General features: G+C 62.9%; 19 protein-coding genes. All 19 read right to left on the reverse strand.

The features are described 5' to 3' along the window. Positions 1 to 69: 69 nt before the first annotated feature. Positions 70 to 468 carry a tail fiber assembly protein gene (locus tag HV798_RS10080; protein WP_175192006.1) on the reverse strand — a complete coding sequence of 133 codons (399 nt, stop codon included), beginning with the start codon at positions 466 to 468 and terminating at the stop codon, positions 70 to 72. Then, a complete protein-coding gene (locus HV798_RS31985) occupies positions 465 to 1,478 on the reverse strand; it encodes a glycine-rich domain-containing protein (protein WP_484456031.1) in 1,014 nt (337 codons plus the stop codon). The genes HV798_RS10080 and HV798_RS31985 overlap by 4 nt, the downstream gene beginning before the upstream one ends. Beyond that, a complete protein-coding gene (locus HV798_RS10085; protein WP_175192005.1) occupies positions 1,479 to 2,129 on the reverse strand; it encodes a DUF2612 domain-containing protein in 651 nt (216 codons plus the stop codon). It lies immediately after the preceding gene. Further along, entirely contained in the window at positions 2,126 to 3,316 is a 1,191-nt protein-coding gene (locus tag HV798_RS10090) for a baseplate J/gp47 family protein (RefSeq protein ID WP_175216361.1), read from the reverse strand. Before HV798_RS10090 ends, HV798_RS10085 begins: the two co-directional genes overlap by 4 nt. Then, complete coding sequence (locus HV798_RS10095) at positions 3,309 to 3,653, reverse strand: contractile injection system sheath initiator (protein ID WP_175192003.1); 345 nt, start codon at positions 3,651 to 3,653, stop codon at positions 3,309 to 3,311. Before HV798_RS10095 ends, HV798_RS10090 begins: the two co-directional genes overlap by 8 nt. Further along, a complete protein-coding gene (locus HV798_RS10100; RefSeq protein ID WP_175192002.1) occupies positions 3,650 to 4,357 on the reverse strand; it encodes a Gp138 family membrane-puncturing spike protein in 708 nt (235 codons plus the stop codon). Before HV798_RS10100 ends, HV798_RS10095 begins: the two co-directional genes overlap by 4 nt. Further along, positions 4,342 to 5,166 (reverse strand): baseplate hub protein, encoded by an 825-nt coding sequence (locus tag HV798_RS10105; RefSeq protein WP_175192001.1) that lies wholly within the window; start codon positions 5,164 to 5,166, stop codon positions 4,342 to 4,344. Before HV798_RS10105 ends, HV798_RS10100 begins: the two co-directional genes overlap by 16 nt. Beyond that, positions 5,159 to 5,467, reverse strand: coding sequence for a phage baseplate plug family protein (locus HV798_RS10110; RefSeq protein WP_175192000.1), 309 nt, complete (start codon positions 5,465 to 5,467; stop codon positions 5,159 to 5,161). The genes HV798_RS10105 and HV798_RS10110 overlap by 8 nt, the downstream gene beginning before the upstream one ends. Further along, on the reverse strand, positions 5,464 to 6,003 hold the full coding sequence (locus HV798_RS10115; RefSeq protein ID WP_175191999.1) for a phage baseplate protein: 540 nt from the start codon (positions 6,001 to 6,003) through the stop codon (positions 5,464 to 5,466). The genes HV798_RS10110 and HV798_RS10115 overlap by 4 nt, the downstream gene beginning before the upstream one ends. Next, complete coding sequence (locus HV798_RS10120) at positions 6,003 to 7,619, reverse strand: phage tail tape measure protein (protein ID WP_175216362.1); 1,617 nt, start codon at positions 7,617 to 7,619, stop codon at positions 6,003 to 6,005. Before HV798_RS10120 ends, HV798_RS10115 begins: the two co-directional genes overlap by 1 nt. A 90-nt stretch (positions 7,620 to 7,709) precedes the next feature. Continuing rightward, positions 7,710 to 8,165, reverse strand: a complete 456-nt coding sequence (locus HV798_RS10125; protein ID WP_175216363.1) for a hypothetical protein — start codon at positions 8,163 to 8,165, stop codon at positions 7,710 to 7,712. 9 nt (positions 8,166 to 8,174) lie between these two features. After that, positions 8,175 to 8,624 carry a phage tail fiber protein gene (locus HV798_RS10130; RefSeq protein ID WP_063570010.1) on the reverse strand — a complete coding sequence of 150 codons (450 nt, stop codon included), beginning with the start codon at positions 8,622 to 8,624 and terminating at the stop codon, positions 8,175 to 8,177. A 58-nt stretch (positions 8,625 to 8,682) separates the two neighbouring features. Further along, entirely contained in the window at positions 8,683 to 10,206 is a 1,524-nt protein-coding gene (locus HV798_RS10135) for a DUF3383 domain-containing protein (RefSeq protein WP_175216364.1), read from the reverse strand. 9 nt (positions 10,207 to 10,215) lie between these two features. Then, entirely contained in the window at positions 10,216 to 10,743 is a 528-nt protein-coding gene (locus tag HV798_RS10140; protein ID WP_175216365.1) for a phage gateway protein, read from the reverse strand. Further along, positions 10,740 to 11,108 (reverse strand): phage collar protein, encoded by a 369-nt coding sequence (locus HV798_RS10145; protein WP_175216366.1) that lies wholly within the window; start codon positions 11,106 to 11,108, stop codon positions 10,740 to 10,742. The genes HV798_RS10140 and HV798_RS10145 overlap by 4 nt, the downstream gene beginning before the upstream one ends. Further along, positions 11,105 to 11,581, reverse strand: a complete 477-nt coding sequence (locus HV798_RS10150) for a hypothetical protein (protein ID WP_175216367.1) — start codon at positions 11,579 to 11,581, stop codon at positions 11,105 to 11,107. Before HV798_RS10150 ends, HV798_RS10145 begins: the two co-directional genes overlap by 4 nt. After that, positions 11,578 to 12,006 carry a DUF4054 domain-containing protein gene (locus tag HV798_RS10155; RefSeq protein ID WP_175216368.1) on the reverse strand — a complete coding sequence of 143 codons (429 nt, stop codon included), beginning with the start codon at positions 12,004 to 12,006 and terminating at the stop codon, positions 11,578 to 11,580. Before HV798_RS10155 ends, HV798_RS10150 begins: the two co-directional genes overlap by 4 nt. Position 12,007: 1 nt before the next feature. After that, positions 12,008 to 12,358 (reverse strand): hypothetical protein, encoded by a 351-nt coding sequence (locus HV798_RS10160; protein ID WP_175216369.1) that lies wholly within the window; start codon positions 12,356 to 12,358, stop codon positions 12,008 to 12,010. Positions 12,359 to 12,416: 58 nt separating this feature from the next. Continuing rightward, a complete protein-coding gene (locus HV798_RS10165; protein WP_175216370.1) occupies positions 12,417 to 13,499 on the reverse strand; it encodes a major capsid family protein in 1,083 nt (360 codons plus the stop codon). Between the last annotated feature and the right edge of the window lies 1 nt (position 13,500).

Raw genomic sequence — 13,500 nt, forward strand, 5'->3', positions numbered from 1 at the left:
CCGCGATTCTAGGTCGCCAAACGCTTTGGGGTCAATGTTCCTTCGTCGTAGCCATTGCCGTTCCACCGATTAAACTGGAACTTCAGGCCATTTCACCCTCGCGGGGAATGCCGGATCACTCGCAATACGGCTGACGTCGACTGTGTAACGCTTCCAGCGCTTCAGCAGCATCACCTCTTCTGGCGACGCCTCACCGGACTCGACCATGAACATCAGTGGAAATACGCGTAAAAGCGCATTGCCAAGCCGGGAATCGATTTCGGCTAACACTTCTGCCTCAGATGGCGGCGGCTTCTGAGGCAAATGGAAGGTGCCATCCATATGAAGCCAACCTACTGCTGGCGTTGGCTCAACGTCCGTGATATCCACCCACAATAAATCTGGGTGGAACATTTTCTTGATATCCCCTTCGGTTGACAGTAGTTCCGCCACCGCACCATCAATGATAAGAGCATAAGTCCGCATCATGCGTACTCCCAAACGATAACAATCCCGGGCGCGCCAGTGCCGCCAGTAGTCGCGCCAGCCCCCGCACCACCAGCGCCTCCGGACCCGCCGCTTCCCGGTGCTACACCTGCGACACCGTTCGTGGGCGTCGCGAACACACCGATGGCCCGGCCTCCAGAGCCGTAGACCGATGCCCCTCCCTCGCCACTGCCTCCAAACGTGACGCTAGTGGCCGCGCCAGGTTGTCCCCGGCCGCCCGATGCATTCACGATATTCCCACCAGTGGCGCTCGTCTGCGCGCTGTTGTTAATGCAGAAAACCGGAGCTGCGCCAGCGGTATAGGATTGGCCGCCTTGCCCCCCCGGGGCGGACACAAGCGCTCCGAAGGAAGATGCGCCACCACTCCCGCCGCTGGCGCCCAGGGCGCCAGACCCCGGCGCCCCGACCATGACAGAAACACTGGCAAAGCCCGTCACAATTCGCGATTTCCCATATGCTCCGGCGTTCCCGCCAGGGCATGTGCTCACAGTAGATGCACCTGTCGCCTGAGATCCTCCGCCGGCTCCGCCCGCTCCCTGAACTTCCACCACGATTGAACGAGTTCCGGACGTCGGGGTATATGTGAAAGTTCCTGCCGTGGGAAAGACTTGCACGTTGAGCAGGCGGCCGGCAAACGGCTGCGACCAACCCGCGCCGCCCGTGCCCGGGTTGGTCGTGTTGTTGTTCACGTCCGACCGGTAGACGGTGTCGCCGGAAAGCACGTGAGCACCGCTCGGCCATCCTCCGTCGATGTCTTGCCAGGTGGCGAATCCGTGGAGTTGCACGCCTCCGAGGGCTTCAGTTACCTCGTTGATCACACCGTTCATCTCGGCCCGGCCGACCGGGCGATAGTTCGGGTTGTCACTGGGAAGCTCGTAATCGGGCGTCCATCCAGCCGAAAGCGACACCTTGCCGTCCGGTTGATCGGCCGTCGCCAGCACTTCCTTGTCACCCGTTGCCGCGAACGGCGTCTTGTAGATCCTGGTAGCCATTTAAGCTCCAAAGTTTCCGTTTTCGAAATTGAGGTGGTTTTGGCCGAAGCCCCATGACGGCTTGACCTGCACTTTCCAGCCCACCTTCACAGTGGACGGCCGGGGCAAGATATCCGTCTTCTCCAGCAGACGACGCAACCTGTAGTCGGGCGCCTGGGTGAAAAAGAACGTCACCAGCGTCATGTCGTAGCTGTCCGCCACATAGGCGACGCCCTCACCGAACACATTGGCCATCGCCTGATTGATGTTCGGCGCAGTTGGCCGCATCGTCAGCTGGAACCAACGCAGCTTTAAGAGCTTGCGGGCCGACTCGATGTCGAGGCTGACCTGCCTATCGGCAGCGCGCCCGAAGTTTCCATTGCCGAAGTTTTTGTTCGCCGGACCAAATCCGAAGACGCCCTCGACCCGGCGCGGCTCACCGATTTCGAGCGACACGCCCAGAATCCGGGCCCAGACTGCCAGGCCGAATTCGTTGGCCGAGTCTAGATCGAAGACGTCCCGATGCCAGTCTTGCCAGAACTTTGCCTGGTGACTATCAAGCCAGGCCTGGTCGTTCCTTGCCAGCGCCACCGCGCGCGGGGCGCCTTCGTACTGCCACAGGATGGAGCGCATCAGATCGACCGAGAAGTCGAATTCTTGGGTTCCGCTCATGAGATCACCACCTGAATCGAGCTGCGTTGCGTGCGAGCGATCTGGTTCGGAGCGATCACCATCGTGTCCGCCGACCAGGTGCCGGAGCCGACGACCGACAACTCAACCTTCTTGACGAAGATCGAAGGCTCCTGCTGGTTAATCGCGCTGGCTATCTCGAAGGTGGAAACGTCACTGCCAACCACGAAGCTGACGTCACCGTCGGTCTCGCCGTTCACGTAATTCATGACCAAGTCCGGAATCAGCTGCTGCACATCGAGAGTGCTCGAACGCACGGTCACCCTGATCAGCAGTGTCACCTCTTGCGGCCGATCGAACTTGACCTCATACAGGCGACCGTTGATCGGATCAGGAACTTGCACCACGACCGCCCCGTTGTAGCCGCCACCCACCGTCTTCGTTTCGAAAAGAGCCCGTGCGACCTCCATATCCGTGCCGCCCTCGACGCAGGCCCAGATGCTGTGCTTGCGCATTGTGATGCCGTCGACCACTCGATTGACGTCTTCGAAGTTTTCCAGGTAATAGCAGGACCGGACAGCCTCGATGTCATAAAGCCGCGAGACGATCGCCTCGTTGATCGACGTCGTCTGTAGCGCCAGCGTCTGCGCGCGCCGACGCCGAAGCAAGACGTCATTCTCTTCGCGCTGCCCCGGTATCGCCGCAGCCGGATTCGTGATGGTCTCCCATCCAAGGACGCTCGATGCAACGGTGTTCAGGCCGCCCGCAGGGACGATGATCTCGCCATCCTGCAGCGCGCGAAGGTTGCCGGCAGCGGAGCCGGTCGCATCGAGCACCACCGTGTTCACCAGCTCGAACTGCTCGCCCTGCTCGGCCTCGGCAATCGAGCCGGCAGGAACGTTCGTGCCAGGCACACCACCGAGGACAGCGCCCACGATCAGAGACCGCACACTGCTCCGCCGGCGCCCGCCCGTCAGGGCCATCAGCGAGTCCAAGAACACCCCACCGGACAAGGCCGGATTGATCTGGTTGGCCAGCTCAGCATTATTGCGCGCGATCGCGTCGCGCTCTTCGGTGATCCGAGTGATCAGCAGGCCTTGAGGCGTCGCCGGATCGGTGGGCATGTCGTCGCCGAACACCGCGCGGAACTCTGCCTCCACCTGTGCGCGCGTGGTGGCGGTGTCCGGGACGATGACGCCTCGGTTGACGATGAAACTGTAATCAGCCATTGATTGCCACCGTGCCGTATGTGGTTTGCAGCGCCGCCGTGTACTTCAGCGCTTCGCCCTCTGCCTGCGTGTCCAGACTCAAAATTCCAGTGACGTCCGGTGTCTCCAGCAGCCGGCGGCGCAACGCCGCTTCGAACTGCGCCAGGTTCGGTTGCTTGCTGAACGCCTCCCGCAGAAACGGGATGCCCTCGTCGAAGGCATGGATCATCTCGGCGCGGGCCGTTGCCGCGAAGTGTTTGGCCTCCTGCGCCACCGCCTGCACGTCCTGCTCCATCGCCAGGTTGCCGTTGGGCAACGTCACGAAGTCGTTGTTCTCGTCGGTCTTGAATGTGATCAATTCGGACCTCCCGTGTTTGCGCCGCCCACCTGAACCCCGCTATGGGTGTGCGTGTCGCCGATGTTCTTGCCGTTGTGGGTCAGGGTGCCGCCAGACATCGCCACGTTGCCGCCGCTGGTGGCCACATTGCCCTTGAACTCGATGTTTCCGATCCATTCCGTTTCCGGGATCTCGATCTTTCCCCTTGGCGCCTTGATCCGCACCTCACCGGCGTGCAGGGAGATGCACACAACCCCATCCATCGACTGGAGAACCAGCGCATCGGCGTTCTCGCCTTCGATCGCCCAGTCCTTGATCGTGTCAGGAAAGAACATCGCGTCAGAGAACGAATGCAGCCGTTCGGTATTGGGCCAGTCCTCGCGGCCGCCGCGCTGGAACATCAACGACACATCCCGGTCGTTTGCCTTGAGCCAGCCGAAGTCGCCAGGCTTGATCGGAAACCGCATGAAGAAGCCGCCACCGCCGAACCGGAAAATGGGGATGTTCGGAATGGCGCCGCGCGAGATCTTCCTGCCCTCGGTCGTACCCACCATGATCAACGGCTTGATCACGGCTCGGTTCGAAGCGTCGTCATAGGAGACCACCTGCGCCGGCAGCATGTCGTCCAGGTTCTCGCGAATAAACGACCGGATCCACGACTTCAGAACGCCAGACAGGCTACCGTCGTCGGCGCCGTCGATGTTGGGGGCTACAGTCGGCTGCATGTCGCTTGATAGAAAAAGGGGTCTTCGTGGCTGGCCACGTCGAATTTCAGCTGGTCGATCTTGTAGTCGCCGTTCAGCGACCGGTTGAACTTGCTTTCCAAACGCAGGGTGCCGCCCAGAACCGACTCCCCGTCGATCAGGTAGGTCACCTCCACGCCTTTCTCCGTTGCCTTCGGTATGCCGACCATGCCGCTGTTCATGTTCAGGATCTTGACGCGGCCGCGCACGGCCTTGTCGAAGTCCTGGATGATCAATCTGGTGTCGTCCACGAACGCACGCACCCCGCCGGCCTCGGCCAGGCGGTTCACTTGGCCCAGTGCCCCGCCCGTGTAGGTGTAGTTGGCGACGAGTTTGTCCAGCGCCTGGAAATCCAGAGTGACGCCGATATCCGATGCCACCGCGGCGGCAATTGCCGACAGCTTGGAAGTCGCCTGGGCGCTCTTGGATACCACGACGCTGTTCGAAGCGTTTCCCGTCTTCGACTTCAGGACGATGTCCACATCGGGCGGGCTGCTGGGCTCCGCGCTGATGATGTCGCCCGTATACACCTTGAATAGGCCGGTCGACACGCGCCCGACCTCGACCACCAGCCGCTTGGGCGTCCGGTTCTTGTTGAACGGACTGGTCTCGGTGAGCACGAAGTCGCGTGTCTCGCGTCGAAGGTTGGAGATCGTGACACTGCACTCGTTCTGGGTGGCGTTGGCGTACTTCGTGCCGCTCGCCTTGATCTGCATTCCGTCCGCGGCGCTGTAGTAGTTCATCCGGCCCGAAACCTCGATTCCGACCCGGATGGCGCGTAGATCAATCATTGATACCAACCTCCGAAGGCTCCAGGTACACCAGCGACTGAGAACGGCCGAATTCCTCCCACCATGGCAGATCACCATCCCGGGTCAGGATGGCGAAATTGCCCTGGTGGCTCAAGTAGCGGTACGGCAGGATGGGAAACTCTGCCACGATGCGCTGCCCGACCACCAGGTCGACGCCATCGCGCTTCACATCGGCCAGCATCATGCCGCGCGCCACCTTGATGGACAGATCCCACACAACGCCGTCGATGGTGGCCGAGAACGACTGATTCGGGACCGCCAGGAGCGATATATCTCTCACTTGAATACCCCGCTCACGCCGCTCAGTACGCTACCGCCGCGTTTGGATTCCTGTGTGGTTTGCTGGCCCCTCTTGACCGTACTGGATTGGCTCTTGTTCTGGACCTTCTCCGGCGGCAGCGTCCCGAACTCTGGCTTGACCTCAATCCACTCCTGCAATCGGATCGGCACGTTGACCGCAGTTCCGAGTTCCGGCGTCTCATCGTGAGGAACGTCAACGATGAGCATCTTCGGGTAGCTGCGCACCTTCGTCTGGACCGTCACCAGCTTGTTTTGCTCGAAGGCCTGCCTGATTGCCTCGAACTGATTCCGAGTGTCCTCGGCCAGCACGAAGTCGATCTGGATCTCGTTCAGCTCTCGAACCACATGGTCCGATCGCTCCGTTCCGTCCTCGACCGCGAACTTCGTCGCCCGCTTCGCTTCCCTGACCGCGACACGCATCGGCTGGGCGGACGCAAACAGCACCTGTAGGCTGTCAGCGTCGAGGATTGCCACACGCTGCTGCGTCGAGGTGGAAAGGCTGTCTGATAGCTGCATTACCGTTTCACTCCACTGGCGGAATCAGCCTGCAGGTTCTTGAGCTCGTCCTTCAAACCGCCGCCGATCGACTGGCTGATGCCCTGGGCGTCGGTTGCCTGGGTCTGTACGGCGACCTGACCGATCTGGACGTTCGTCTCGGTGTGCGTGTTGCTGGCATTCGAGATCGCGTTCGACGTGATCGAATTCATGGGGTTCGCCGACGCTTGGTCAAGCTGCGCCTGCGCCGCTTGCATGTTCTCGGCGGCCTTCGCTTCAGCGTCGGCAATCCCCTTGTTAACGTTGGACGTCGTCACCTGGATATCGTCGCCGCCACCGAAACCCAGCCACTTGCCGATCTTCTTGATGACCGACGAAACGCTGTCGAAGACGCTGCCGATGTAGTCCCAGGCACTTTTCACTACCCGGACAATTGCCCCGAAAATGCTGCTAATGCCGGCCCCCATCGCTGAAAATGCCCCGAGCGCCTTCGAGGGGAAGCCCTTGATGGCCTCCCACGACACGGCCAGTGCATCAACGATCCACTGAAAGGCATCCTTTACCGCCTGGGCCATCGCCTTCACCGTTTCGCCGACGATCGGGTATTTCTCCGAGATCTGGCCGATCAGGGAATCATTCCCGTCCAGGAAGTTCATCACGTCGTCGTACAGCAGTGCGAACAGCGCCACCACCGCGGCGATGGGCGCGGCCACCGCCAGGAAAGGGGCGATCAGCGCCCACACCGCGCCAGCGGCGGCGACAACCGCCGGCAGGAATGTCACTGTCAGCACGCCTGCCAAAGCGATAAAAAAGCCCTGGACGAACGTCTCATGTCGGCGGAACCAACGGACCAACCCATCGAACTTCTCGATCACCCACGTGATTGCCGGCAACAGCCAATCGGATATGCCATCTCGCACTGCGCCCGTCGATTGCCGCAGCTTGGCCATGGCCACCGTGTAGTCGCGCGCGCGCTCGACCGACTCCTTTGTCACGACGCCCTGCTCTTTCTGGGCCCGCATCAACGAGGAAAGCTCCTGCTTTCCCTTGAAAAGGAGATCAATCGTCTTGCGGTCGGTGATGCCCACGCCCGCCAGCATCCCCTCAGCCTTGCGGCGGTCCTTCCCTTGGATGGCGTCGGCCAGGTCTCCCATCAGTTCCATGGTTCCCTTGATCTGGCCGTCAGCACCCTTCAGCGAGACTTTCAGATCTGCAAACGCTTTGGCCTGCGAGCTGTTTACATCCTGCATCGCGTCATAAGCTGACCGCCCCAACCCTTCCAGCGAGCTACGCGCACCCTCGGCGTCGCCCGCCAGAAGCTCGACTGACTTGCCGAAAGCGTCCACGTCGTCTACGGCGGCGCCCGACACCTCGCTGACTGTGCGGATCTGCTCGATAAACTGAGCGCGCTCCACCGCGGCACCAAGCGCCCGCGACGCCGCAACCGCTGCCAGAATGGCCCCGCCGATGCGAGTGAAGGCGCCCTTGATGTTCTCTTCCATCAATTGCGCCCGACCTTCGGCCGAGGTCAACGTCTTGCCGAACTCGTCCACCTTCTTCTCGGACTGGTCAATCTCTTTGTCCAGCTTCGAGTTGTCAGCGCCGATGATGTACGTCAGGGCATCCAGCAAGGCCATGTCATTTCCTCTTCTCCGCTTCCATCGCGCGGATCTCGTTGACCTTGTTGGTCGTGGCGATTTCCCAGAGGTCCATCGCCTCCTCCAGGTCTATTTCGGTTTTGAGCTCGACGAGTCGGGCGAGCCCGGAGCTGACAATTGCTCCAATAAAGGGGTCAGCATTGGCGTAATCGAGAGGAGAAACTTTTCCAGCAGGCAGTCGAGGAAACCGCGCTGCCCGCCGAGTCCGAAAAAACCCGTGTTCTCTTCGATCATCTCGATCTCGAGCCGCATCAGCTGAATGCCGTCGTCGACGTGGTTGTCGATGAGGGCGGCTGTGGTCAAGCGCTGTTCACGTCCGTCCAAGTCCACGGCCACATAGCTCATGAGCTTCTTCATGACCTCTTCCGAGGTCTGGTAGTCGCCCAGCTTGGGAATGTTCGACAGCGGGTACTTGGCGATCACCTCCCGCGCCGCCGTGGCGGGCAGCCGGGAGATCGTGAAGGCCTTCTCCACGCCATCGCGGTTCTTCACCATGACGACGCGGGGTTTGATCAGGTCAGCCATGTCGGCCTCTTATGCGCGGGTGCGGGAGAGGTTCTGGAATGCGAAGGTGTAGGTCTTCGACTTGATGCGGCCGGCAGACGCCGGCGAGTTGCCGGGCATGCCGTTGGTCATCTTGCCTTCGCTCAGCTTCAGGCTGGAGCCATCGGGATAGGTCCCCACCAGCGTGATCTCGTCGCGCGCGTGGCGCTTGTTCTTCGCGGCGCGATTCGCTTCGAAGATGACCGCCAGATTGTTGTCTGCGTCGCTGCCCGGGATCACGCTGATGGTGATGGTGATGGGCGTCGGCGCGCTGAACACCACCAGATCGCCGTTGACGTTCATCGCCGGCGTGGCAATGTCGATGGCCGGAATATCGAACGGGTCCGCGTCGTCCGCGAACTCGGTGATCGTGAAGCCGGCGGGGAACGACTCGCTGGCCACGCAGCGCAGGGCGACGCCGATAGCGGAAGTATCGTACATGTCAGATCCTCAAATGGAAGCGGGCGGCCTGAGCCGCCCTGAAACGTTGTCTGGCCAGTTACACCAGGTTGTGCGAGCCGTCGACCTTGCGGATCATGTCGCCCTTCGAATAGACGAGGGTGTACTTGGCCGTGTATTCGGTCACGCCGGACTGGCCAGTGGCCTGTTCGATCTGCACGTCGTACCAGTAGCCGTTGTCCTGCACGTCGTGCCAGGCCAGCGGGTCATTGGTGAGTTGGCCAATGGCCACCTTCTGCAGCTCGGTCAGCGTCTTGCCGATCAGGATCGTGCCGTTCGTCAACGCCTTGTTCACGCCGCCCTGGATGATCGCCATGATCATGCCGCGGCCGTCGTTGTTGGCGGGGATCTTGTTGGTCGTCAGGAGCAGGCTCATCACCTGGGCCGTCATGTACGCTTTCAGCCATTGCTCATTGGCGTGGACCGACATGTCCAGCGGCGCCGTGACGCCGCCCATCAGGTAGCCGCGCTGGAAGAACGAGATCTTCTGCCCCGCGCTGGCCGTCTGGCCGTAGTAGTTCACCCGGCGCGCGTCGTAGAAGTCGGCCATCTGGTCGTCCGTCACGTCAGACGTGAGCGTCACGCCCGATTGCCGGAACATGTAGTTGATGGTGGCGTTGGTCCGGTCGTAGTCCGTCGCCGCCATCACGGCCATCGGCAGGGCTTCCTTGTACTCGCCGACCGTGCCGTTCAAGACCAGGCCATTGGACGCGGTGCCGATCATGGCTGCGTTCCAGGCGTCGGCGGTCACCGAGTCGACGGACCAGTACATCTGATACTTGACGTTTTCGCCCGACACGTACTCGGCCAGGGGGATGGCGTCCGCCAGGTCGATGGCCGGACCGAAGGACGCCGAGCCGAACGAGTCGGTCACGTTCTCCGCCGCGCGGAACGCCTCGAGGGGCGTCATCGCCACCGAGCCGGGAGAGCTGATCGCCTGGGCGCCCTGCAGCCCCAGCATGACGCCAACGTCGGAGCCGGCGGCCGGCGACACAACGATGGCGCCGGGCCCAGCAACGGCCGACTCGACCATGAAGGCACCCGCGAGCGCCGAATAGGAAACCGTCGCCGCCGTGCCCGACGCCGCCGTGGCCGCCGTCGCAATGGCCGCCGTCGCAATGGCCGTGGTCACCAGTTGAGCGATGTTCGTGAAGCTGGTGGCGGCGGACAGATCGATGCCGGTCAGCGCGTAGGCGAACTCCCCGACCTTGATGTTCATCGCGCCGGCGGTGACGGCCTGAAAGTCCGCCAGGCTAGCCGAGATGCGGAACCCGTATAGGCGCCCCGGGCGCGCCGCATCGGGATAGGCCGCGAACTGCAGCTCGGGGGCCTGGGACGCCGGCGCGGGGCTGACGTAGGAGAAATACTCGCGCGCGAACTCCGCCTCGGGCGAGTCCGAACCGAAGTAGTCATCCGCACCGCCAGGGCGGACGGAGACGATCTGCCCGACCGGGACGCGCGGATCGGTGGTGAAGCGCCGGCCGGTGAGCTGTTGCTGCGCGACGGCATTGGCGCCGATCACCGCGCTGATGATCCGGACATAGCGAGTCATCTTGATGGACATGTCATTTCCTCAAATGCGATGGATGCCCGACACAACCTGCTCGATGTGCGCCGTGGCCTGGGTGATACTGCGGTGGTGGGTGAAGATGACCGTGAAGTTCGGGTTGAATTCGAAGTTGTCGCGCTCGTTGACGAAGGACGGCATCACAATGTCGGTCGCGCGCTGGACGCCGATTCCTGCCGCCGTCATCGCCTGGGCGAAGCGCATGGACTGGACAACGCCGCGCAGGATGGCCAGCACGTCAGGCGCCAGAAGCTGCGCCGGGGCCGTCACGTCGTCTTCGACGAACGCCTGGAACTGATACATCGACTCGTTGATCTGCGATTCCGTCGCAGTCAGCGCGTGGCCGTCGTCCTGGTACTTGCGCGACTGCCAGCCGCGCTTTCCCCGGTTGACCGGGAAGAAGTAGATGCCGTCGTCGACGCGGCCCTGCTTGGACGGCTGGAATGCAGCCATGACCGGCAGATCGACGCCCTGCTCGGCCAGCAAGGTCACCAGCGCGCCGCGGACGGTCGCCTCGAGCTGCTTCTGTTTCATGCTGGCCCCACATCGACGCACAGGATGCCGCGCCACCCGTCCTGGGTGTACCAGTCGGCACCACCCACGACGTCATGTCGCCGGCCCCCGTAGATCAGTTGGTCCGGCGCCGCGCCCCGCTGCACGTTCTCGATGGGATGCGACGTGTAGAGGTTGTGGTAGCGCTTGGCCGTGTCCAGGCCCAGGTCGCGGATCGTCGACTCGCCCACCGGCTGCCAGGAACCCTGGATGGGCTGGGGAGGCTCGTACTCGTTGACCCATTGCCCGCGCTCGTTCTGCGTGCGGGCCTTGAACTTGAGCCAGACCGGCGCCTGTTGCGCGATCACGCCGGCGGCGATGCCGAGCAGGTTGATTCCTGGAATCACGATTTATCCTCCACCACGTGCGTTACCGCCTGGATCATCTGGCCGGTGTCGACCAGGGGCTTTTTGGAGACCCCCGGCGTCTTCTTCCGCGACTGCCTGGCCTGCAACGTCGACTTCTTCAGGGGCGGGCTGGTAACCCGCGAAATGGTGCGTGCGATGTCGCCGGCCGAGCGCGCGCCCAGCGCCTCGAAGGCCTGGACGACATCCACCTTGCCGTCGATCGCTCCGCGCACCGCCCCGGCGATCTGGCGACCCCACTCCGACTTCTTCTGCTCGGCGGTGGGCCGCATGAAGGGCCGCGCCGGGATGTTCCCCTGCGGATAGCCGAACTCCTGGATGGCGGCCACGTAGGCGATCGGCGTGCCGTCCGGGTACTTCGACTCTGGAAAGAACCCGACCCGGATTTGCTTGGCACCTACGTTCTTGAGCGTGGCCTGGATCTTCTCCGTGCCACCCTTGCGGACCACCTTCATCGGAATCTCCCGCCTCGAATGGACAGGCCGCCCACGTTGCGGAACGCCGCGCGCTCGGGCAGTCCTCCCACGTACAGGCCGCCCGCCGCGCAGCTCTTGGACAGCGCCAGGAACTGCTGGCCGTAGGGCGTCAGGCTCAGCCAGTGGGACCACGAATCCGTCGCCGGCGGCGCCTGAAACGACACGCTGACCTTGTCGATGGTGGCCGACGCAAGCGCTCCGGGAACCGCGCCATTGCCGTTTTCGGCATTCAGCCGCAGCTGCAGCAGGTGGGCCGTGATCAGCATCCACAGCTGTTCGTCGCATTTGCAGCCGCGCCCGCTGGTGTAGCACTGCGCCCACTCCGCCACGGCCAGCACCACGTCGTCAGGAATGGCGTTGAACATGGGGAACAGGATCCGGAACTTCGCCAGCGGGAAGTCCATGTCAGCCCTCTGCGCTCTGGACCCGGGCGCCGCCGGCGTTGCGCTTCTTGGCCGTGGCCGGCGTGTCCTGGGCGGACTTGTCGGCGCCGGCGAGTTCGCGCGCGGCGAACGTCTCGGCGTCCACGCGATCGTGGCTGGCCGCCACGAAGCCGTTCTTGGCGTGCGCCTTGAAAACGATGTTGTCCTGCAGCAGGTTGAACTCGTCTTCGGAGATGGCGGTGGCCATGCCCTTGGGCGTCACCAGCTGCTTGTTGGCGACGTTGGCCTTGCCAGCGATCAGCACCGAGCGGCCATCCTTGAGCTGGTAGCGCTGGTCGTTGCTGAGAGTGCTGTAGATATAGATGCGGTCCATTTCAACTCCGGAAATGAAAAGGGCCGGGTTTCCCCGGCCCTCGTTCGATGGGCGCCTATCAGGAGGCGCTGATGGTCTTGCGCGCGAAGGCCCAGGGGCGCAGAACGAAAATGCCCGCCGTGGCGTTGATGGCGTCTTCGATGTAGCCCTTGATGCGGTTCTCGCTGCCCAGGACCTGGTAGCGCACCGGCACCGCCTGGATCAAGCTGGCGCTGGTGATGTCCGAGTCGTCTTGCTCGGCCGCGTTCTCGACGAACAGATAGGCCACGTCCAGGCCGCCGTTGGCATCCTTGAATTCAGCGGTCGACACCACGCGCGTGTTCGGGAAGTTCTCGTTCAGCCACTGGCGGAACGTCATGCCCGAGGCTGCGGGGCTGTACACGCTGAAGATCGAGCGGTAGCCGGTGGGCAGCACCAGGACCAGCTTGGCCGAGTCCTTGAGTTCACCGCCCATCTGGGTCTCGAGCTGGTTGTACATGCCCGTGAACTCGGCGACCAGCTGATCGAAGTTCGCGGTCAGCCAGGGCGTGGTGGCGGACACGAAGGCCGGCAGGCTGGGATCGTTCAGCAGGCCGTACACGTTCGTGTCGGGCTGGTTGAAGCCGTAGAAGCCCACTTGGTTGCGGCTGATGTCCAGCGACTCGGTCGCGGCGCGGCGCTTCTCGTCGGCGGCCTGGTAGCCGATCGCCGCCTGGCGGGCGTCTTCCAGCTTGCCGACTTGGAAGCCCTGCTCGAAGCGCACGATGCCGCGCGATTCGATGGACTGGCGGTAGTCGGCCAGCGGGATGTTGGTGGTGTCGCCGTACAGCTCGGCCTTGGCGGCCGGCTCGGCCACGCGCAGGCTGATCAGCTCGTCTTCCCATCGGCCGACGGTCGTGATGCCCGCGATCTCGTCGATGTTGCGCACCTGGGTGACCACCCGCAGCGTGCCGGGCAGCCAGGTCTGCAGCATGTGCGAGAGCATGGCACCGTTCGTGACGGCCGGGCCGGTCAGGGCCGAATCCATCGCGCGCAGGCCGACGCCCAGATTGTCCAGGTCTTCGAATCCGATCTTGGCGTCCTTGCCGACCTTCACCGCACCGCGCTGGACGGCCAGGCGGCCGTTCATGTGCATGTGCACCTTGGATTGAGTTTGTGCCATG

The sequence above is a fragment of the Achromobacter deleyi genome (assembly GCF_902859705.1).
Lineage (GTDB): Bacteria > Pseudomonadota > Gammaproteobacteria > Burkholderiales > Burkholderiaceae_B > Achromobacter > Achromobacter deleyi.